The sequence below is a fragment of the Vannielia litorea genome (assembly GCF_019801175.1).
Classification (GTDB): Bacteria; Pseudomonadota; Alphaproteobacteria; order Rhodobacterales; family Rhodobacteraceae; genus Vannielia; species Vannielia litorea_B.
Map to the genome: position 1 here is coordinate 2,973,579 of NZ_JAHVJR010000001.1, position 19,029 is coordinate 2,992,607.

Consider the following 19,029-nt stretch of genomic DNA (forward strand, 5'->3'; position numbering starts at 1 on the left):
CGGGGGTTTAAGGCCGCACGCCTAAACCCCCGGCCAATCGACCGCCCGCCCCCAACCACGCTTTCCTTTTGGCCAAGGTCCGGCACCCCGCCGGCCCACAACGCCCGAAAGGAAAAGCCGATGCGCCGCATCCTCATTCTCTCCACCACGGCCCTCACCATGGTCAGCGCCCCAGCCGTGGCCGACCTGTCCAAGCGCGATATCATGCGCATGCACCCCGGCGCCGACCGGATCGTGATCCAGCGCGGCAGTCAGACCACGCGGGTCGATGTCTACCGCGACGGCCAGCGCGAAGTCTTCGGCTACGACAACCGCTCCGACCGCCGGATCCACCACATGTCCGGGCTGGATGACGACGACGATGATTGGGATGACCACGACGACGATGACGACGATGACGATGACGATGACGACGATGATGATGATCGTTACGACGACCGGGATGATGATCGCGATGATGACGACGATCGCGACGACGACCGGGATGATGACGATGACCGGGACGATGATCGCGACGATGATCGTGATGACGACCGCGACGATGATGATAACGACGACGACGACGACGACGACGACGACGACGACGACGACGATTGATCACCCGCGCAATCTCATGCCGAAAGGCCCAAACCCGTCCGGCCCGGTTTTCCGGGTCGGGCGCTTCGCTTAAGCTCTGACCATGACTCGCATCCTCGCGCTCCTCTGCCTCGTCACCGCCCTCGCCCTGCCCGAGCCCGCGCCGGCCCAGTCGGTGCGCGACCGCGTGGTCTCTCAGCTTGAGGCGCAGGGCTTCGGCAACTTCCGGATCTCCCGCACCCTGCTGGGCCGGGTGCGGATCGTCGCCATCGGCCGCGGGATGCAGCGCGAGATCGTCTTCAACCCGGCCACCGGCGAGATCCTGCGCGATCTCTCCCGCCCGATCCGCAAGGGCGTGCAGGGCAGCAACGGCCACGCCTCGGGCGCGAGCAATGATCGCAACGGTGGCGGCGGCGGAGATGACGACGACGATGATGACGACGACGACGACGGGGACGATGACCACGATGGGGGCGACGACGATGACGATTGATCCGTCCGGCGCCCTGCCCGCGCCGCCCCGCGCGGCGGGCCTCCCGTGATGCAGGCCAACACCGCCCTCCTCCTCGTCATCCTCGTCGTGCAAACCCTCTGCGCGCTGTTCTTCGTCGGCGAGATCCTGTCCTCGGTCATCGGCTTCGCCCCCCTCAGCTGGCAGGTGCATGAGTTCATCGAGATCGGCGCCGCGCTGGGGCTCCTTCTCGGCATCCTGCTGGGCGGCATCGCCCTGCGCCGCACCATGTCGCGCAACGCCGCGCTGGGGCACCAGTTGCACGCCGCCTCCAGCGCCTTCATGGACCTGCTCGAAGAGCGCATCGCCGCCTGGGGCCTCACCCCGGCCGAGCGCGATGTGGCCATCTTCGCGGTGAAGGGCCTGACCATCCCCGAAATCGCCAGCCTGCGCCAAACCTCCGAGGGCACGGTGAAGGCCCAAACGGCAGCGATCTATCGTAAAGCCGGCGTCAACGGCCGTCCCCAGCTTCTCTCCCTCTTCATCGAAGAACTGATGGAGAGCGGCATGAACGAGCGCCTCGCCGCCAGCACCCTCGCCGCCACTCCACCCCCGGCCCGTCCCCAGCCCGCCGAAGCCGCCGAGGCCACCCCGCGATAGCCCTGCCAGCACCTCCGCGTGGCAATTCTGCAACTTCACGGCCCATGACAGCATATTTCATGCGGCAGAATCGCGCATCCCGCCTATACGGCCCCTCCCGCTCGTAGCGGTCGGAGTTCAGCGGCTCGGGGTTTGATCCCCCGTCCGGTGCGGTGAGGCCCTGCCTCTGCCGTATGCCGAACCCGGCGCAGCCCTGCGGGATGCGCGTGTAGCTCAGCGGAAGAGCGCCGGAATTTAATCCGGAGGCCGGAGGTTCAACTCCTTCCACGTGCGCCATGGATGTAGCTCATTCGGGTAGAGCACCAGACTTCTAATCTGGGTGTAGCGGGTTCGAATCCCGCCATCACCGGCCCTTAAAAGGCCACCAGTTTCAGGAACTGGCCACCGCTTTGAACGGTGCATCTGAAGATACGGAGTTCGGGGTCGCCCTGTCGGGTGGCTCCGCGCCAATCCCGCGCCCTCGGGCAAGGGGGCGGCAAGGCGCTTCCCGACCCTGGCCACGGGCCGGCGGCGGGTGATGGCACGGGCCGGTGCAGGCCGGGCGGCGGGAGCACTCCCAATGCCCCACCCGCACCACGCCACGCCCTCTCCCCGGCCCGCCCGCTCGCAGCCACGGCAGGGGCGGCCTCGGGCTCCACCCTTTCCGCGCCACCCGGCGCCTCACACCTGCCGTCCATCCCGGGCGCAACCCACCAAACCCAAAAGGAGATCGCGCGTGCGATAGCGAAGCGAAGAAGGAACGAGACAATGACCATGATAGATTTTCTGACCGGGACCATCCCCGTCACCGTCACCGAAACCGAGCGTGTGCTCGTGCTGCGGCACGGGCGGTTCGCCTCCATGCTGACCGCTGGGCACTACCGCCTGCGGCGCAAGGGCACCACGCTGCACCGGTATGACATCGAGGCAAACCCTGCCTTCGTCTCGTCCTACAGCGACGCCTTGAAGCGCGCACGCCCCGATCTGCACGACGCCCACCTCACCGAGATCCGGGCCGAGGAGGCCGAGGTGGTGCTGATCTCGCTCTATGGCTGGCCCTGGCGCCTGCTCCACCCCGGCCACCGGGTCACCGTCTGGAAAGACGCGGGCCTCTGGACGGTCGAGCGCCACGCCGTGACCGGCCCCCTGCTGCCCAAGGCACTGGGGGACCGGCTCGAGGCCGCCGGGATCACGCGGGTCTACACCCCCGTGACCGTGCCCGATGGCCACACCGGCCTGCTCTTCACCGAGGGCGCGCTGGTGGGTGATCTGGCTCCCGGTCTGCACCGTGTCTGGTCGATCGGCGCCAAGTCGACCGTCACCACGGTCGATCTCCGCTGGCGGGCCCATGAGGTCACCGGCCATGAGATCCTCACGCGGGATCGGGTGACTCTGCGGGTCAACCTCTCGGCCACCTACCGGGTGGTCGATGCGCGGGCCGCGGTGACGGTGGTCAAGGACTACGCCGAAGCGCTCCACCGGGCGCTGGCCCTCGCTTTCCGGAAGACCCTCGGGGCGCTGACTCTCGACGAGCTTCTGGCCGACAAGGTCGCGGTCGACGAGACGGCGGCGGGCGAGGTCCGGGCGGCCATGGCCGAGCTCGGGCTCGAGGTGGCGGAAATCGCCCTGAAGGACGTGATCCTTCCCGGCGAGATGCGCGAAATCCTCAACCGCGTCGTGGCGGCGGAGAAAGAGGCCGAGGCCAACGTCATCCGTCGGCGCGAAGAGACCAACGCGGTCCGGGCGCTGCACAACACGGCCAAGGTCATGGCGGACAACCCCGTCATGCTGCGGCTGAAAGAGCTGGAGGCGCTGGAAACCGTGGCCTCCAAGGTCGAGCGGCTCACCGTCCACAACGGGACGGCCGGGCTTCTGTCCGACCTCGTGAAGCTCCGCGACTGAACCAACAGGCCGTCCGGCACCCCCGCCGGGCGGCCTACACCTACAATTCGCCTAAAATTCTCGCCCCGCCCTGGTCATTTTCTTGCTGAAAATATTCCCGGGGGGTCTGGGGGGCTGGCCCCCCAGTCAGCACCGGCAAAGTGCGCAACGCCGCAAGGCTCACACCTCCTGCGCCGCCTCCCGCGCCACCGCCTCCAAGTCCATCCCCGGCTCGCCCACGGCCACCCATGCGGCACCCGGCGCCAGCCAGCGCACCATCTCCACACCGTCAAAGCTGCGCGGGGTAAACTCTTCGCTCCCCGGACCCTCCCGGCCCAGCACGCAAAGCGCCATCACCTGGCCCTCAGCATCGGTATAGAGCAGCTGCGCCACCGGCTTGCCGCCTGCCACCAGCAGGCGTGCGCCCTGGAAGGTAAAGCCAGAGGCGGCAAGATCCGGCACGCTGAACGGCACACCCGTCTCCTTGCCGAGCCATGTCTCGATGTGGTCCTTGTCACTCGCCGGCACCTCCACGAGGTGCGCCACCTGCCGGGCATAGACCCGGTGGTAATCGGCAATCTCGTCCATCCAGCCGCGCGTGGCATGGCCATCGGCCAGTTCCGTGCCTGGCACCAGCGCCCGCGTCATCAGCGCCCCGGCCCCCGCGCCCACCAAAAGCAGCGCCAGCGCCGCGGCGATGGATGAGGAAAAGAACGGTTGGCGGTTCTCATTGGCCGCGGCATAGGCCGGCGGCGGCATCTCTTCGCGCGGCGCATTGCCCCCGGCTGGAATGCCCCCAACCGAAGGCGCGCCGCCGCCCAGCGCTGCTTGCCCCGGCACGCCCGGCTCGGCCTCGGCCACATCCGGTGCAGGGGCCGCGCCCTCGCCGGCCGGCGTCGCAGCGGCCACCGTGGGCCGGGCCTCTTCCAGCCGGGTGCCCGGCGTGGTGGTGGCCGATATCGTCGCCAGCAGCTCGGGCGGCAACGGTGCGTCGAGCAGGCTGTCAAAGGCCACGCCCACCTCGGCATCCAGCGCGCCCGCCGCCTCGATCTCTGCAGCAAGGCTCGGGTCTTCGGCGGCTTCGGCCTCGAAGGCAGCGGCCTCGGCGGCGCTCATCGCCCCGTCGAGATAGGCAGAGATGCGGTCCATCCGATCGGCCATCATGCCGCCTCCCCTGCCAGAGCCGCCCGCAAGCGCACACGCGCCGCCGACATGCGTGACATCACCGTGCCCGGCGGAATATCGAGGATCGACGCCGCCTCGGCATAGCTGTGGCCCTCCACCGAGACGAGCAGCAGCACCGATGAGAGCCCCTCGGGCAGCGCCATGATCTGCGCCATCACCTGCCCCGCGCGAGTGGCCTCCTCACCGCCCGCATGGCTCACCAGTTCGGCGGCCTCCTCAGCTGGCACCGTGCCCTCGCCCGTTCGCACCTGCCGCTTGCGCATCTCCGATGTCCAGAGATTGCGCGCCATCGTGTAAAGCCACGGCAGCAGCGGCTGCTCGGGGTTCCACTTGGCGGCATTGGTTATGGCACGTTCGCAGGTCATCTGAACAAGGTCATCGCCCTCGGATGGGTGGCGGGTCAGGCTGAGCGCAAAGCGCCGCAGCCGCGGAAGGCTGGCCAGAAGCTCGGCCTGAAAATCTGTCGCGTCGGGCTGCAAGCTGCGGCCTCCTCGGAGCGGTGCGAACCCCCTGGTCCGCGTGGCCCGATAGAAACCAAAGGCCGGTCGCGATGCAACCGCCCGTGCGAAAATGCGCCCGGACGGTTGGCTTTTTGGGGCAGGCAGGGATGGCGCCTGCCCCTCGGGTGTGCAGCGGGATCAATAATCCACCGCAACCCCGCCAATCGCCTGCATCAGGCTGGCATAAGCCCATGTGTCCTGCCCGCCGCGCAGGGCGATCTCTTCAAGCTGCTCGGTCGCGCCCGCAAGGTCGCCCTCGGCGGCAAGGCCCTGGCCCATGTAGGAGCGGGCAAGGATGTAATCGGGGTCCACGTTCAGCGCGGCCTGGTAAAAGCCCATCGCAGCGCCGGTGTCGCCCATCTTGCGGTGGGTGAAGCCCTTGTAGTTCAGGATGCGCGGGTCGTTCTGGTCTTCGGCGGCGGCCAGCACCATCAGGGCGCGGTCGTATTTGCCATTGTAGGCCAGCTCGCGGGCGGCTTCGTAGCGGTCGTCGTCGGTCACGGCTTCGGACTTGGCGTCGAGGCACTTGGCGGTCTTCTCGTCAAACACCTGCCCTTTCTCGCACTTCGTGGTCGTCGAGGTGCTGGTCGGCGGTGTGGTGCTGTCGGAGCCTGCGGCAAAGGCCGGGGCGGCCATGGCGAGGAGAACGGCGGTCATCGGAAGAATGCGGGTCATCTGTCGGTCCTTTGGGTCAATGGTCTGGTTCGGTTTATCTCGGTGACGGCCCTCATCGGCTGTCATGAGAGTTACGCAGCAGCACCCCGGTTTATTCATTGCCGACTGAGATTATTTCGCGAAAATCTCGTAACCCATTGACCACGCGGCAAAACTATTTCGCCGCCACGGCCTGCAAAACCTTCAGCGGCACGATCTCCAGCGCCTTCTGATGGGTCGCCTCCAGCACCACCTCGGGCGGGCAGCCCTCGTCATGGGCCTGCATGAACCGGCTGGCACAGAGGCACCAGCGGTCGCCGGGCTTCAACCCGTCAAACCCGTATTGCGGCATCGGCGTGCTCAGGTCGTTGCCCACGTATTTGCTGTAGGCGAGGAACTCCGCCGTCATCACCGCGCACACCGTATGGCTCCCCGCATCGGCGAGGCAGGAGTTGCAATGCCCGTCGCGGAAGAACCCCGTCACCGGATCGTTGGAGCAGGGCTCCAGATCGCCGCCCAGCACGTTGAGCGAGGGGTATTTCTCCAGTGCGGTCATCAGCGGGCCTCCACGTTGGTTATGGCGATGCGGCGGAACCAGTCGATCATCCCGTCCTGCACCGCACCTTGCCCAAAGCCGTGGTCCGCCGCGCTCACCGCGACGACCACCTGCGCCGGGCGGTTGATGTAGATGTATTGCCCATAGATCCCCACGGCCAGAAATTCACCTTCTCCCGTCTTCGGCACCCACCAGTGATAGCCGTAGCGCAACGCGCCCGGCGCGGTGTTGGCCCTTGGCAGAGTGCTCTCGCGCACCCAGTCATAGGGCACGATCCGCCGCTCCCCGAGCCGCCCGTCCTGCAAATACATCTGCCCGAAGAGCGCATAGTCCCGCAGGCTCATGTTCAGCCCGCCCAGCACAAACCCCTGCCCCCGCGCATCGGTCAGCAGCGTCGGGCGGCTCTCCAGCCCCATCGGCGCCAGCAGCCGCTCGCCGAGCAACGTCGCCATGTCCTGCCCGGTCGCGCCGCGCAGCACCATGCCCAGCACATGGGTGTCCATCGACACGTAGCGCCAGACCTCTCCCGGCGGCCCGGCCCGGCGGTCGAGCCCCTCGGTGAACCCGTCGAGCGAGCCGCCCAGCGCAAGGATACGGCCCATCCGGTTGATGTCGGACCAGTAGTCGAAATAGTCCTCGTTGAAGGCCACGCCCGACTGCATCAGCAGCACATCGCCAACGCTCGCCCCGTCATAGGCGCTGCCTTCAAGCGCCGGAGCATATTGCGTCACCGGGTCGTCGAGGCTTTCGATCTCGCCCGCATCCAGCACGATCCCGAGCAGCGCTGAGACAAAGCTCTTCGACACCGACCACGAGATCCGCAGGTCATCGCGCCCGGTGCCCTCGCGGTACACCTCCTGCGTCACCTGCCCGTCGGAGAGCACCACCAGCCCGGTGATCCGCCGCTCCGCCATCCATGCCTCCGACCCTTCGGGCAGCGGCACCGGCGGGGCCTCCAGCACCGGCTGCACCGCATCGCCCGGCCCAACCGGCAGCGCGACCCAGTGAAAGAGCTCGCCCATGTGGGTGAAGTTCCAGACGATCCGCTCCGGATCGAAGAGCTTCTGCACCGCCCAGAGCCGCGCCACCTCCTCGCGCTTCACCCAAGCCGCCGCCCCCGCCAAGACGAGCAGCAGGAGCAATCCGAGACCTATGGCTTTCAACGCGGCACGCATGGTCCGATCCGACCACGAGAGCCGCACCGGCGCAAGCAGCCCCGGCTTGACTCATCGGCCCTCCCTCTGCCCGAATGGCTTTGGTGCTCCCGCGCCAGCCCGGAAGCGACCGAAACCAAGGGAGGAGCATGGCAAAACCGCACCGCGCTGACCCAAGGGCGCTTGCCCGCCCGCTTCAGGCCAAGCCCAAGGCAAAGGCATGATCACCTCGGTCGTCCTCAGCCTGACCATGCTCCTGCTGTCCGCCGGGGCGCTCTATGCCATCTACTCCTCCCAAAGCCTCGCCCGCCGCCCACCGCTCCGCGATGCCGCCATCGGCACCGCCCTCGGCATCACCGTCGCCCTGCTGATCGAAACACACGGGCTGACCGAGCTTGTCGCGCCCCTCGTGGCCAAATCCGGCCCACTGGTGCTGGCCGGCTATCTCGGCGGCCCCATCGGCACGGCGGCGGCAGCGGTGTTTGCCCTCGGCGCCCGGGTCTGGATGGGCGGGCCGGTGATGGCCGAGGGCCTGCTGCTCATCGCCGGCCTGCTGCTCACCGGCCTCGCCATCCGCGCCCTCGCGCCCCCGCGCGACTGGCCCCGCGTGCCGCTCCGCCACCTCGCCCTGCTGCTCATCGGGTTCGCCTTCGTGCAATCCATCGTGCCGATGCTTCCCCGCGTCAGCGCCGCGATCGGCGCGCTTGGCAGCCCTGTCGTCATCCTGCCAGGCATCCTGCTGGGCGGAGCCATCTCGATCGTCCTCACCTGGGCCTTGAACGAGATCGCCCGCCGCACCGCCCACGGCCTCACCGAGAAAGACGAGCTGCTCGCCCGCATGGGCATCATCCTGCCCCACGCCGGTGTGGGCACCTTCCGCTACTACGGCGAGAGCAACACCTACCACGTCGACGAGGGCTTCATGCGGCTCTACGGCCTGTCGCGCCCTCCCGGCCCGATCGATTACGCCACCTTCGACGCCCTCGTTCACCCCGACGACCGCGCCCGGATGGCCCGCGCGAAGGACGAGGCCGAGGCCGGCAGCACCGCCCGCGACCAGATCGACATTCGCGCCATCCGGTCCGATGGCACCCCGCTCGAGATCCGCCTCAACTGGGTGGTGTTCCGCGAGGCCCCTGACGGGCCGGTCGAGATGGTCGGCGTCCACCGCGACCTCACCGATATCCGGCGGGCGCAGCAGGCGCTCGACAAGGCCGAGCAGCGCTCCTCCACCATCGCCGCCAACCTGCCGGGCGTGGTGGTGCAACTGCTGATCGACAAAGATGGCAGCCGCCGCCTCACCTACATCGGCCCCAAGTGCCTCGAGGTCTGGGGCTACCCTGCGGAGGAGGTCATGGCCGACAATTCGCTCATCCGCAGCGGCCAGCCGCCCGAGGATGTCGAGCGTTTCGTGGCCGACATGCGCGCGGCCCTGGTCCGCGGTGCGCCCATCCGCAGCCGCATCCCGGTCACCGACCGCATCGGCACCACCCGCTGGATGGAGTTCTATGGCTCCGGCACGCCCCTGCCCGAGGGCGGCCATCAGGTCGATGGCATCTTCATCGATGTCTCCGCCGAGGTCGCCGCACGCGCCGAGGCCGACCACAATCTCGAACTGGCCCACAGCGCCCAGCGCAACGAGGCCATCGGCAAGCTCACCGGTGGCGTGGCGCATGATTTCAACAACATCCTCGCGGTGATCCTCGGCAACCTCGAGCTCCTGCGCGAAGACATAAGCTCGGCTGACAGGCTCTCGCTGATCGATGCCGCCATCGAGGCCAGCCAGCGCGGCGCGCAGCTCACCCGCGCCATGCTCGCCTTCGCCCGCAAGTCCCGGCTCGATCCCGAGGTGGTCGACCTCAACGACATCGCCCGCCAGTCCGACAACTGGATGCGCCGCGCCCTGCCCACCTCCGTCTCGGTCGAAACCTCGCTGCTGGGCGGCCTCTGGCCGGTGCTGGCCGACCCGGCCACGCTGGAGAGCGCCCTGCTCAACCTCATCGTCAATGCCCGCGATGCAATGCGGGGCAAGGGCAGCCTCACCATTGAAACCGCCAATGTGCGCATCGACCAAAGCTACATCGACGCCCGCAATGAAGAGATCGCGCCGGGCCGCTACGTCATGCTCGCCGTCTCCGACACCGGCACCGGCATCGCGCCCGAAGACCTGCCGCATATCTTCGAGCCGTTTTATTCCACCAAGCCCCCCGCTTCCGGCTCCGGGCTGGGGTTGTCGATGGTCATGGGCTTCGTCCGCCAGTCCGGCGGCACCGTGCAGGTCTATTCCGAGCCGGGCACCGGCACGACCTTCAAGCTTTACTTTCCCGCCGCCGATGGCGCCCCGATGCAGCCCGCCGCGCCCGCGCCCGTGGCCGATGAAACCCCGCCCACCGGCAAGCGCCTGCTGCTGGCCGAGGATGAGAGCGGCGTGAACGACGTGCTCCTCTCCATCCTCACCCGCGCCGGCTACGAGGTGACCGCCACCGCCACCGGCGATGCCGCCCTCGCCGCCTTTCTGGAGGAGCCGGAAGCCTTTGATGTGGTGCTGACCGATATCGTCATGCCCGGCGCGCTTCAGGGCACCGGGCTGGCCCGCGCCCTGCGCGCCCGCCGTCCCGATCTGCCCATCGTGTTCCTCTCGGGCTACGCCTCCGAGGCCACGGTGCATGGCAACGGGCTCCACGCCGACGACATCCGCCTTATGAAGCCCGTGCCCCGCGACGAGCTGCTCGCCGCGGTCGAGAGGGCAATGGCCCAAGGGGCCACGCCCGGCTAGTCAGCCCTTCTTGGCTTCCTCTTCCATGTCCATCCCGTTCATACGGGCCACGTGGTCGGTGACGAAGGGCACAAAGTCGCCGCCCTTCCCGATCGCCTCGACATGGTTGAAGTAATGCCGCACCGCGCTGGCCACCACGTTGACCACGCCCGCATCGGCGGCCATCGAGTTCACGTAGCGCAGATCCTTGTTGGCGTTTTGGATGGTGAACTTGTGCACCTCCGCCTCCCGGCCCACGCAGCCGCGAGTGAACGTGTCGAAAAACCCGTTGCCCAGCCGCGAGCCGCCGATCACCGTCTGAAACTGCTTCGGCGTGATCCCCACCTTCGCACCCAGCACCGCCGCCTCGGCATAAAGGCTGGCATAGCCCATCGAGACGAAGTTCATCAGCAGCTTCATCTTGTGGCCGTTGCCGGTCGGGCCCATGTGGTTGATCGTGCCCGCCCAGCATTCGATCACCGGCAGCACCTTGGCGAAGCTCTCGTCATCCGCGCCCACCATCGCGTCCAGCGTGCCTTCCTCGGCCTCCTTCGGCGTGCGGCCCAGCGGCGCATCCACGAGGCGGCCGCCCTTGGCCTCCAGTTCAGCGGCCAGCTTCATGGTGCTCACCGGATCGGCGGTGGAACATTCCACCACGATCAGGCCGGGTTTCGCCCCGGCCAAAATCCCGTCCGACCCATGAAACACCGCCTCCACCTGCGGCGAATTGCCGAGGCAGATGTGGATGATCTCGCATTGCTCTGCCATCTCCTTGGGCGAGGCCGCTTCCGTCGCCCCCATGCCCACGAGGCTCTCGATCGGCGTCCGGTTGCGGTTGCCCTTCACCACCAGCGGATAGCCGCCTTTCAGGATGTTCTTCGCCATCCCGTGGCCCATGAATCCCACGCCGATGAACCCGACGGTCGGTTTGTCTGCCATGTTGTCCTCCCGGAAAATCTCAAAGGCTGGCGGTAATGCCGCCATCCACGAAAAGCGTATGCCCGTTCACGAAGCTCGCCGCATCGCTGGCAAGGAACACGCAGGCCCCCACCAGCTCTTCCACCTTGCCCCAGCGCCCGGCAGGCGTGCGCTTTTCGAGCCAGGCGCTGAACTCGGGGTCAGAGACCAGCGCCGCGTTCAGCGGCGTGTCAAAGTAGCCGGGCGCAATCGCATTGCAGTTCAGCCCGTGCTTGGCCCAATCGGTCGCCATCCCCTTCGTGAGATTCGCAATCGCCCCCTTGCTGGCCGTGTAGGGCGCAATGCCGGGCCTTGCGAGCAGGGTCTGCACAGAGGCGATATTGATGATCTTGCCGCTGCCGCGCGCAATCATCCCCCGCGCCACCGCCTGCCCCACGTAAAAGGCACTGTTCACATTGGTCCGCATCAGCCGGTCAAAGGCCTCCGGCTCGAACTCCTCAAGCGGCCCCCGGTGCTGCATCCCGGCGTTGTTCACCAAGATATCGAGCGGCTTGCCATAGCCCTCCACCGCCTCACGCACCGCGCCCGCATCGGTCACGTCAAACGCCAGCGTCTCCACATCCGCGCCGGTCGCCCGCAGCGCCTCTGCCGCCTCGCCGAGCCGTTCGGTGTTGCGCGCATTCAGCACCACCGAGGCCCCGGCCTCCGCCAGCCCTTTGGCCAGCGCAGCGCCAATCCCCATAGACGAGCCGGTCACCAGCGCCCGCCGGCCGCTCAGATCGAAAATCTTCATAAGTCCTCCCACGCGCCAGCCCCCCTCATTGACAATCGGGGGCCGAGCCTTCATGCAAATGGTATACCATTTGGGGCGGCATGCAACCGCCCCGCCCAGGGAGGAGCCACGCCCATGAAGGCGCTATTTGCCCACGGGGCGCATGACCTGCGCCTTGAGGAGTCCCAGCCCGTTGCCCCCGGCCCGGGCGAGGTTGCGCTGCGGATGGTGCGCGGCGGCATCTGCGGCTCCGACCTGCATTACTACCACAACGGCGGCTTCGGCACCGTCAAGCTGCGCGAGCCAATGATCCTCGGACATGAGGTGGCAGGCGAGATCACAGCGCTTGGTGAGGGCGTCCAGAACCTCGCGGTCGGCGACCTCGTCGCCGTCTCCCCCTCCCGCCCCTGCGGGGCTTGCGCCGAGTGCCTGCGCGGCCTGCCCAACCAGTGCCTGAACATGCGCTTCTACGGCTCCGCCATGCCCTTCCCGCACATCCAAGGCGCCTTCCGCGAAGAGCTGACTGCCCTCGCCTCCCAATGCGTCCCCGCCGCCGGACTCACCGCCGCACAGGCCGCTATGGCCGAGCCGCTCGCGGTCTGCCTCCACGCCACCCGCCAGGCCGGAGACCTCCTCGGCAAACGCGTGCTCATCACCGGTTGCGGCCCCATCGGCCAGCTCTGCATCCTCGCCGCCCGCCGCGCAGGGGCCGCCGAGATCGTGGCCACCGACATCGCCACGCCCGCGCTCGAAGCCGCCAAAACCTCCGGCGCCGACCGCACCCTGAACACCGCCGAAAACCCCGAGGCCCTCGCCCCCTACACGGCGGGCAAAGGCACCTTCGATGCCGCCATCGAATGCTCCGGCGCGCCCCAAGCCCTCGCCGCCTGCATTGCCGCTCTCCGGCCCCGCGGCACGCTGGTGCAACTCGGCCTCTCCGGCGACATGCCCGTGCCGATGATGCAGGTCACCGCCAAGGAACTCTCCCTCAAGGGCTCCTTCCGCTTCCACGAAGAATTCGCCATCGCGGTCCAGCTCATGCAGAAGGGCCTGATAAACGTGGCCCCGCTCATCACCCACAGCTTCCCGCTCGCCAGCTTCGCCGAGGCCTTCACCATGGCCTCCGACAAATCCCGCGCCATGAAGGTCCAACTGGAGTTCTGATGCTCACCTTCGCCGCCGCCGTCTTCTTCCTCATCATCACCCCCGGCCCGGGCGTGCTGACAACGGCTGGCGTTGGCTCGGGCTTCGGCTTCCGCCCCGGCCTGCGCTATGTGGTCGGCCTCTTCATCGGCACCAACCTCGTGGCGCTCGGGGTCATCTCAGGCGTCGCCGCCGTGGTGCTCTCGGTCCCGGCCATCCGCATCGTGCTGGCCGTCGCCTCCGTGGCCTACCTCTGCTGGCTCGCCGCCAAGATCGCCTTCGCAGGCAGCAAGATCGCCTTCTCTCCCGCCGCCACCGCCCCCGGCATCCTCGGCGGCGTGATGCTTCAGGCGATCAACCCCAAGGCCTATGCCGTCAACACCACCCTCTTCGCGGGCTTCCCCTTCGCCCCCGACAACCTCGTGTTCGAGACCATCGCCAAACTGGTGATCGTCAACGCCATCTGGATTCCCATCCACCTCGGCTGGCTCTGGGCCGGGGCCACGCTCCACCGCCTCAACCTCTCCGAGGCCGCCCACCGCCGGATCAACATCGCCATGGCCGCCTCGCTGCTGGCCGTTGTCGCCCTCGCCCTCTACGCAAGTTTCCTCAAATGACCATCCCCGCTGCCATCACCCGCCTCGATTTCCTCGGCGACCGCATCGTCACCTCCGGCGCCGTGCGCGACCAGCACGGCCAGAATGAGACCTACTACCCCGACACCCCGCCCGATGCCGTGGCCTTCCCCGAAACGACCGAGGAAGTCAGCCAGATTCTCCGCATCTGCCACGAGGAGTCCTGCCCCGTCGTCCCCTACGGCGCCGCCTCCTCGCTCGAAGGCCAGCACCTCTGCACCTCCGGTGGCATCTCCCTCGACATGAACCGCATGGCGAGCGTTCTCGAAGTCCGCCCCGAAGATCTCAACTGCACCGTCCAGCCCGGAATCACCCGCCTGCGCCTCAACGAAGAGCTCCGCGCCACCGGCCTGATGTTCCCGGTCGACCCCGGCGCCGACGCCTCCATCGGCGGCATGGCCGCCACCCGCGCCTCCGGCACCACCGCCGTGCGCTACGGCACCATGCGCGAGAATATCCTCGCACTCGAGGCGGTGATGGCCGATGGCACTGTGATCCGCACGGGCACCCAGGCCCGCAAATCCTCCACCGGGTATGATCTCACCCACCTGCTCATCGGCTCCGAGGGCACGCTCGGCATCATCACCGAGCTGACCCTCCGCCTTCAGGGCATCCCCGAGGCCACCTCCGCCGCCACCTGCCGCTTCGCCTCAGTCGAAGACGCGGTGAACTGCGTCATCACCACCATCCAGTCCGGCCTGCCGATGGCCCGGATCGAGCTGCTCGACGAGATGATGGTCAAAGGCTTCAACGCCTACTCCGGCGCGGGCCTCCCCGAAGAGCCGCACCTTTTCCTCGAATTCCACGGCACCCCCGCCTCCGTGGCCGAACAGGCCGAGACCTTCGGCATGATCGCCGAAGATTTCGGCGCTTCCGGCTGGCAGGTCGCCGAAAAGGCCGAGGATCGCACCGCCCTCTGGGCCATGCGCCACAAGGCCCACTACGCCTCCGCCGCGCTCGGCAAGGGCAAGCACCTCTGGCCCACGGACGTGTGCGTGCCGATCTCCCGGCTCGCCGAGGCCGTGCTTCAGGCCCAGAAGGATGCGGTCGCCCTCGGCCTCACCTCCACCATCGTCGGCCATGTCGGCGACGGAAACTTCCACGCGGGCGTCAGCGTTGACCCGACAGACCCCGAGGAAATGCAGCGCGCCGAGGCCTTCACCGGTGCGCTCGCCAAAACCGCCCTCCGCCTCGGCGGCACCGTCTCGGGTGAGCATGGCATCGGCCTCGGCAAGCAGCGCTACATGGAGGCCGAGCACGGCCCCGCGCTCACCTACATGCGCGCGATCAAGCAGGCCTTCGATCCGCGCAACATCCTGAACCCCGGCAAGCTCCTGCCGCCAACCAACGAGGTGCCCCATGCTGCCGCAGAATAGTGACCAAGCCGTCCTGACAACCCGCGTCTGGAAGCCCGGCACCGGCCCCTGTGTCGTGCGGCTTGAGGCAAACCGGGTGATCGACATCACTTCCAAGGCCATCCCCACCATGCAGGCCCTGCTGGAGCAGCCCGACCCGGCTGCCACCGCCCGTTCCGCGCCCGGCAACTTCCTCTGCACCTTTGAAGAGCTGGCCGAAGCCTCCACCGAGGCCGCCGGCCCCGATGCCCTCCGCCTCCTCGCCCCCGCCGACCTTCAGGCGATCAAGGCCAGCGGCGTCACCTTCGCCGAGAGCATGGTCGAGCGTGTCATCGAGGAGCGCGCCGCAGGCGATGCCGACCGCGCCGAAGAGATCCGCGCTCGGGTGAAATCCCACATCGGAGATAGCCTCTCCGGCATCGAGCCGGGCAGCGACAAGGCCATGGCCGTCAAGGAGGTGCTGCAAAAGGAGGGCCTCTGGTCGCAATACCTCGAAGTCGGCATCGGCCCCGACGCCGAGGTCTTCACCAAGTGCCAGCCCATGGCCGCCGTGGGCCACGGCGCTTCCGTGGGCCTGCACCCCATGTCGAGCTGGAACAACCCCGAACCCGAGGTCGTGCTGGCCGTCAGTTCCAAAGGCAAAATCGTCGGCGCCACCCTCGGCAACGATGTAAACCTGCGCGACGTGGAGGGCCGCTCCGCCCTCCTCCTCGGCAAGGCGAAAGACAACAACGCCTCCGCCGCCCTCGGTCCCTTCCTCCGCCTCTTCGACGACAAGTTCACCCTCGATGACGTGCGCAAGACTCACCTCACCATGAGCGTGACCGGCACCGATGGCTTCACCCTCGAAGGCTCCTCCTCGATGGAGAAAATCTCCCGCGACCCGGCCTCGATCGTCAGCCAAACCATCGGCCGCCACCACCAATACCCCGACGGCTTCTTCCTCTACCTCGGCACCATGTTCGCCCCGGTCAAAGACCGCGACGCCCCGGGCCAGGGCTTCACCCACCACCCGGGCGATACCGTCTCCATCTCCACCCCGCTGCTCGGCACCCTCACCAACACCGTCCGCCTCTCCACCGAGGCGCCGGAGTGGACCTTCGGCACCTCCGCGCTCATGCGCAACCTTGCCCAGCGAGGCCTGCTATGACCCTCTATGACGATACCCAGTGCAACCTCGGCGAAGGCCCGCTCTGGCACCCCGAGCGGCAAGAGTTCTTCTGGTTCGACATCAACAAGCACCACATGCACGCCCAGCGCGCGGGCCAGACCTTCACATGGGAGTTCGAGCACTTCGTCTCCGCCGGAGGCTGGGTCGATCGTGACACGCTGCTGATCGCCTCAGACGCCGCGCTCTTCACTTTCAACCTCACCACAGGGGCGCGTGAAGAGATCACCTCGCTCGAGGCCGACAACCCCGCCACCCGCTCCAACGATGGCCGCGCCGACCCTCAGGGCGGCTTCTGGATCGGCACGATGGGCTGCAAGAAGGAAACCGGCGCAGGCGCCTACTACCGCTACTACCGCGGCGAGCTGCGCCAGCTCTGGGATAACTGGAGCATCCCCAACTGCACCTGCTTCACCCCAGATGGCACCACCGCCTACATCGCCGACACGCCGCAAAACCAGATCTGGCGGGTGGCGCTCGATGAGCACGGCTGGCCCAAGGGCGACCCCGAACCTTGGCTGACCCTCCCCAAGGAGAGCCACCGCCCCGATGGCGCCGTCTGCGACACCCAAGGTAACCTCTGGATCGCCCAATATGGCCACTCCAAAGTCACCGTCCACGCGCCCGATGGCACCGAGCTGCGCGCCCTCCCCGTCCCCGGCAAGAACACCACCTGCCCGGCCTTCGGCGGCGAGGCGCTCGACCAGCTCTATGTGACGACAGCCATTCAGGAAGACCCAAACCCAGCCCCCGAAGACGGCTGCACCTACCTGCTCGATCCGCAGGCGACCGGGCAGGCCGAACATCTGGTGATCCTATGAGCCGTTTCCTCTGCATCGGTGAATGCATGGTCGAATTGGCCCAAACCGGGCCTGACACCTACCGCCGCGGCTTCGCAGGCGACACCTTCAACACCGCATGGTACGCCCGCCGCTGCCTCCCCGAGAGCTGGGATGTCAGCTACGCCACCGCGGTCGGCACAGATGCCACCTCAGCCGAGATGACCGCCTTCATGCAGGCCGAGGGTGTCAGCCCCGTCACCCGCGAAATCCCGGATCGCACGGTGGGCCTCTACATGATCGCCACCAACGACGGCGAGCGCAGCTTCTCCTACTGGCGCAGCCACTCCGCCGCCCGCCTGCTGGGCGAAGATACCGACTGGCTCGCCAGCACCTTCGCCACCGCCGAGATGATCCACTTCTCCGGCATCACCCTCGCCATCCTCGCCCCCGACCAGCGCAGCCGCCTGTGCAATGCCCTGCGCTCCTCCCGCGCCACCGTCAGCTTCGACACCAACCTGCGCCCGCGCCTCTGGGAGAACGAGAACGCCATGAAGCGCGGCCTCACCCAAGGCGCCTCCGCCGCCTCAATCGTGCTGCCCAGCTTCGATGAGGAAACCGCCCTCTTCGGCGACCCCACGCCAGAGCACACCATCGCCCGCTACCGCGAGGCCGGGGCCTCCATCATCGCGGTGAAAAACGGCGCCGAGGCGCTCACGCTGGCCACGCCCGAGGGCATCACCGAGATCGCCTGCGAGCCGGTCGACAAGGTGGTGGACAGCACCGCCGCAGGCGACAGCTTCGCCGCCCGCTTCCTCGCCGGTCTCGCCCAGCAGGAGCCGCCCGCCGAGGCCGCCCGCGCCGCCATGGGTCTCGCCGCCAAAGTCATCCGCGCGCCCGGCGCGCTCGTGCCAGATATCTTCTCAGGAGACAGCAAATGAACATCCTCATCATCGGCGGCGCAGGTGTCGTCGGGCAAAAGCTCGCCACCTCCCTCGCCGCCAAGGGCACCCTGCGCGGCAAGCCGATCAGCCGCCTCATCCTCGCCGATGTGGTCGCCCCCGCCGCCGTCGAGGCGCCCTTCGCCGTCGAAACCACAAAGTGTGACATCACCGACCCGGCCTCGATGGAAGCGATCATCACCGCCGAGACCGATGTGATCTACTTGCTGGCCGCCATCGTCTCCGGTCAGGCCGAGGCCGAGTTCGAGCTGGGCTGGAACATCAACATGCACGGCACCATCAACGTGCTGGAGCGCGCCCGCACCCTCGGCACCTGCCCGGTAGTCGTGTTCTCGTCGTCGATGGCCGTCTACGGCGGCGACACGCCCGACCCGATCACCGATTTCTCCTCGCTGAACCCGCAAACCTCCTACGGTGCGCAAAAGGCCATCGGCGAGATGATGGTCACCGACTACTCCCGCAAGGGCTACATCGATGGCCGCGCCTTCCGCCTGCCCACCATCTCGGTGCGCCCCGGCAAGCCCAACGCGGCGGCCTCCGGCTTCATGTCGTCGATCTTCCGCGAGCCGCTCAACGGCCAGCCCGCCAACTGCCCCGTCGATGACAGCTTCCCGCACTACTACCTCAGCCCGCGCAAATGCGTGGAGAACCTCGTGATCGGCGCCGAGATCCCGGCGGAGGATTTCGGCCCCAACCGCGCCGTGCAACTGCCCGGCCGCATGTGGACAATCCGCCAATGCATCGACGCGATGACCGCCGTCGCGGGCCCCGAGCCCGCAAAGCTCATCACCTGGAACGACGATCCGGTGATCCAGAACATCGTGAAAGGCTGGCGCTTCGATCTGCGGCCTGAAAAGGCCCGGCGCCTCGGCATGTCGGCGGACGAGACCTTCGAAGACAACATCCGCTACTACATCGAAGACGATCGCCCCTGATACGGGCCACG

The 19,029-nt window shown here is 67.6% G+C and carries 19 protein-coding genes and 2 tRNA genes; 14 read left to right on the forward strand and 7 right to left on the reverse strand.

From position 1 onward, the window contains the following. The first annotated feature begins 120 nt into the window (after window positions 1–120). From KUV38_RS14565 to KUV38_RS14590, 6 genes are all read left to right on the forward strand, one after another. Window positions 121–597, forward strand: a complete 477-nt coding sequence (locus tag KUV38_RS14565; protein ID WP_222470738.1) for a hypothetical protein — start codon at window positions 121–123, stop codon at window positions 595–597. A gap of 82 nt (window positions 598–679) precedes the next feature. Further along, on the forward strand, window positions 680–1,069 hold the full coding sequence (locus tag KUV38_RS14570) for a hypothetical protein (RefSeq protein WP_222470739.1): 390 nt from the start codon (window positions 680–682) through the stop codon (window positions 1,067–1,069). A 48-nt stretch (window positions 1,070–1,117) separates the two neighbouring features. Continuing rightward, a complete protein-coding gene (locus tag KUV38_RS14575; protein WP_222470740.1) occupies window positions 1,118–1,687 on the forward strand; it encodes a helix-turn-helix transcriptional regulator in 570 nt (189 codons plus the stop codon). Between the two features lie 202 nt (window positions 1,688–1,889). After that, window positions 1,890–1,963: transfer RNA gene (locus KUV38_RS14580), tRNA-OTHER, on the forward strand. A 2-nt stretch (window positions 1,964–1,965) separates the two neighbouring features. Further along, window positions 1,966–2,033, forward strand: a tRNA-Arg gene (locus KUV38_RS14585). Between the two features lie 401 nt (window positions 2,034–2,434). Then, complete coding sequence (locus KUV38_RS14590; RefSeq protein ID WP_222470741.1) at window positions 2,435–3,568, forward strand: slipin family protein; 1,134 nt, start codon at window positions 2,435–2,437, stop codon at window positions 3,566–3,568. A gap of 159 nt (window positions 3,569–3,727) precedes the next feature. Here KUV38_RS14590 and KUV38_RS14595 read toward each other — a convergent pair whose 3' ends face one another. From KUV38_RS14595 to KUV38_RS14615, 5 genes are all read right to left on the reverse strand, one after another. After that, window positions 3,728–4,711: a hypothetical protein gene (locus tag KUV38_RS14595; protein ID WP_222470742.1), complete on the reverse strand. Its 984-nt coding sequence runs from the start codon at window positions 4,709–4,711 to the stop codon at window positions 3,728–3,730. Continuing rightward, window positions 4,708–5,211, reverse strand: a complete 504-nt coding sequence (locus KUV38_RS14600; RefSeq protein ID WP_222470743.1) for an RNA polymerase sigma factor — start codon at window positions 5,209–5,211, stop codon at window positions 4,708–4,710. The genes KUV38_RS14595 and KUV38_RS14600 overlap by 4 nt, the downstream gene beginning before the upstream one ends. Before the next feature lie 159 nt (window positions 5,212–5,370). Continuing rightward, window positions 5,371–5,907 (reverse strand): tetratricopeptide repeat protein, encoded by a 537-nt coding sequence (locus KUV38_RS14605; protein WP_261385236.1) that lies wholly within the window; start codon window positions 5,905–5,907, stop codon window positions 5,371–5,373. Between the two features lie 154 nt (window positions 5,908–6,061). After that, on the reverse strand, window positions 6,062–6,442 hold the full coding sequence (locus KUV38_RS14610) for a DUF2237 family protein (protein WP_410001033.1): 381 nt from the start codon (window positions 6,440–6,442) through the stop codon (window positions 6,062–6,064). Continuing rightward, on the reverse strand, window positions 6,442–7,617 hold the full coding sequence (locus tag KUV38_RS14615) for a serine hydrolase domain-containing protein (protein ID WP_222470744.1): 1,176 nt from the start codon (window positions 7,615–7,617) through the stop codon (window positions 6,442–6,444). Before KUV38_RS14615 ends, KUV38_RS14610 begins: the two co-directional genes overlap by 1 nt. 199 nt (window positions 7,618–7,816) lie before the next feature. On the opposite strand from KUV38_RS14615, the gene KUV38_RS14620 reads away from it, so the two are divergent. Beyond that, complete coding sequence (locus KUV38_RS14620; protein ID WP_222470745.1) at window positions 7,817–10,372, forward strand: PAS domain-containing sensor histidine kinase; 2,556 nt, start codon at window positions 7,817–7,819, stop codon at window positions 10,370–10,372. Here KUV38_RS14620 and KUV38_RS14625 read toward each other — a convergent pair whose 3' ends face one another. Beyond that, entirely contained in the window at window positions 10,373–11,290 is a 918-nt protein-coding gene (locus tag KUV38_RS14625; RefSeq protein ID WP_222470746.1) for an NAD(P)-dependent oxidoreductase, read from the reverse strand. It lies immediately after the preceding gene. 19 nt (window positions 11,291–11,309) lie between these two features. Continuing rightward, on the reverse strand, window positions 11,310–12,062 hold the full coding sequence (locus KUV38_RS14630; RefSeq protein ID WP_222470747.1) for an SDR family oxidoreductase: 753 nt from the start codon (window positions 12,060–12,062) through the stop codon (window positions 11,310–11,312). Window positions 12,063–12,176: 114 nt separating this feature from the next. Here KUV38_RS14630 and KUV38_RS14635 point away from each other — a divergent pair, with 114 nt between their 5' ends. The 7 genes from KUV38_RS14635 to denD are packed head-to-tail and all read left to right on the forward strand — an operon-like array spanning window position 12,177 to window position 19,018. Continuing rightward, the gene (locus tag KUV38_RS14635; protein WP_222470748.1) at window positions 12,177–13,205 is read left to right on the forward strand and encodes an L-idonate 5-dehydrogenase; all 1,029 of its coding nucleotides are present in this window, start codon (window positions 12,177–12,179) and stop codon (window positions 13,203–13,205) included. Then, window positions 13,205–13,801 carry a LysE family translocator gene (locus KUV38_RS14640; RefSeq protein WP_222470749.1) on the forward strand — a complete coding sequence of 199 codons (597 nt, stop codon included), beginning with the start codon at window positions 13,205–13,207 and terminating at the stop codon, window positions 13,799–13,801. Before KUV38_RS14635 ends, KUV38_RS14640 begins: the two co-directional genes overlap by 1 nt. Continuing rightward, complete coding sequence (locus tag KUV38_RS14645; protein ID WP_222470750.1) at window positions 13,798–15,195, forward strand: FAD-binding oxidoreductase; 1,398 nt, start codon at window positions 13,798–13,800, stop codon at window positions 15,193–15,195. The genes KUV38_RS14640 and KUV38_RS14645 overlap by 4 nt, the downstream gene beginning before the upstream one ends. Next, window positions 15,179–16,324: a fumarylacetoacetate hydrolase family protein gene (locus KUV38_RS14650; RefSeq protein ID WP_222470751.1), complete on the forward strand. Its 1,146-nt coding sequence runs from the start codon at window positions 15,179–15,181 to the stop codon at window positions 16,322–16,324. The genes KUV38_RS14645 and KUV38_RS14650 overlap by 17 nt, the downstream gene beginning before the upstream one ends. Then, window positions 16,321–17,163, forward strand: a complete 843-nt coding sequence (locus KUV38_RS14655; protein ID WP_222470752.1) for an SMP-30/gluconolactonase/LRE family protein — start codon at window positions 16,321–16,323, stop codon at window positions 17,161–17,163. Before KUV38_RS14650 ends, KUV38_RS14655 begins: the two co-directional genes overlap by 4 nt. Continuing rightward, complete coding sequence (locus KUV38_RS14660) at window positions 17,160–18,062, forward strand: sugar kinase (RefSeq protein WP_222470753.1); 903 nt, start codon at window positions 17,160–17,162, stop codon at window positions 18,060–18,062. Before KUV38_RS14655 ends, KUV38_RS14660 begins: the two co-directional genes overlap by 4 nt. After that, window positions 18,059–19,018 carry a D-erythronate dehydrogenase gene (gene denD, locus KUV38_RS14665; RefSeq protein ID WP_222470754.1) on the forward strand — a complete coding sequence of 320 codons (960 nt, stop codon included), beginning with the start codon at window positions 18,059–18,061 and terminating at the stop codon, window positions 19,016–19,018. Before KUV38_RS14660 ends, denD begins: the two co-directional genes overlap by 4 nt. The last annotated feature ends 11 nt before the right edge of the window (window positions 19,019–19,029 follow it).

Excerpts from the sequence above, each read along its gene's own strand:
- KUV38_RS14645 (WP_222470750.1), top strand. The coding sequence starts at position 13,798 with ATGACCATCCCCGCTGCCATCACCCGCCTCGATTTCCTCGGCGACCGC.
- denD (WP_222470754.1), top strand. The coding sequence starts at position 18,059 with ATGAACATCCTCATCATCGGCGGCGCAGGTGTCGTCGGGCAAAAGCTC.
- KUV38_RS14575 (WP_222470740.1), top strand. The coding sequence starts at position 1,118 with ATGCAGGCCAACACCGCCCTCCTCCTCGTCATCCTCGTCGTGCAAACC.
- KUV38_RS14625 (WP_222470746.1), bottom strand. The coding sequence starts at position 11,290 with ATGGCAGACAAACCGACCGTCGGGTTCATCGGCGTGGGATTCATGGGC.
- KUV38_RS14570 (WP_222470739.1), top strand. The coding sequence starts at position 680 with ATGACTCGCATCCTCGCGCTCCTCTGCCTCGTCACCGCCCTCGCCCTG.
- KUV38_RS14590 (WP_222470741.1), top strand. The coding sequence starts at position 2,435 with ATGACCATGATAGATTTTCTGACCGGGACCATCCCCGTCACCGTCACC.
- KUV38_RS14615 (WP_222470744.1), bottom strand. The coding sequence starts at position 7,617 with ATGCGTGCCGCGTTGAAAGCCATAGGTCTCGGATTGCTCCTGCTGCTC.
- KUV38_RS14620 (WP_222470745.1), top strand. The coding sequence starts at position 7,817 with ATGATCACCTCGGTCGTCCTCAGCCTGACCATGCTCCTGCTGTCCGCC.
- KUV38_RS14660 (WP_222470753.1), top strand. The coding sequence starts at position 17,160 with ATGAGCCGTTTCCTCTGCATCGGTGAATGCATGGTCGAATTGGCCCAA.
- KUV38_RS14610 (WP_410001033.1), bottom strand. The coding sequence starts at position 6,442 with ATGACCGCACTGGAGAAATACCCCTCGCTCAACGTGCTGGGCGGCGAT.
- KUV38_RS14650 (WP_222470751.1), top strand. The coding sequence starts at position 15,179 with ATGCTGCCGCAGAATAGTGACCAAGCCGTCCTGACAACCCGCGTCTGG.
- KUV38_RS14595 (WP_222470742.1), bottom strand. The coding sequence starts at position 4,711 with ATGATGGCCGATCGGATGGACCGCATCTCTGCCTATCTCGACGGGGCG.
- KUV38_RS14635 (WP_222470748.1), top strand. The coding sequence starts at position 12,177 with ATGAAGGCGCTATTTGCCCACGGGGCGCATGACCTGCGCCTTGAGGAG.
- KUV38_RS14655 (WP_222470752.1), top strand. The coding sequence starts at position 16,321 with ATGACCCTCTATGACGATACCCAGTGCAACCTCGGCGAAGGCCCGCTC.
- KUV38_RS14640 (WP_222470749.1), top strand. The coding sequence starts at position 13,205 with ATGCTCACCTTCGCCGCCGCCGTCTTCTTCCTCATCATCACCCCCGGC.
- KUV38_RS14605 (WP_261385236.1), bottom strand. The coding sequence starts at position 5,907 with ATGACCCGCATTCTTCCGATGACCGCCGTTCTCCTCGCCATGGCCGCC.
- KUV38_RS14565 (WP_222470738.1), top strand. The coding sequence starts at position 121 with ATGCGCCGCATCCTCATTCTCTCCACCACGGCCCTCACCATGGTCAGC.
- KUV38_RS14630 (WP_222470747.1), bottom strand. The coding sequence starts at position 12,062 with ATGAAGATTTTCGATCTGAGCGGCCGGCGGGCGCTGGTGACCGGCTCG.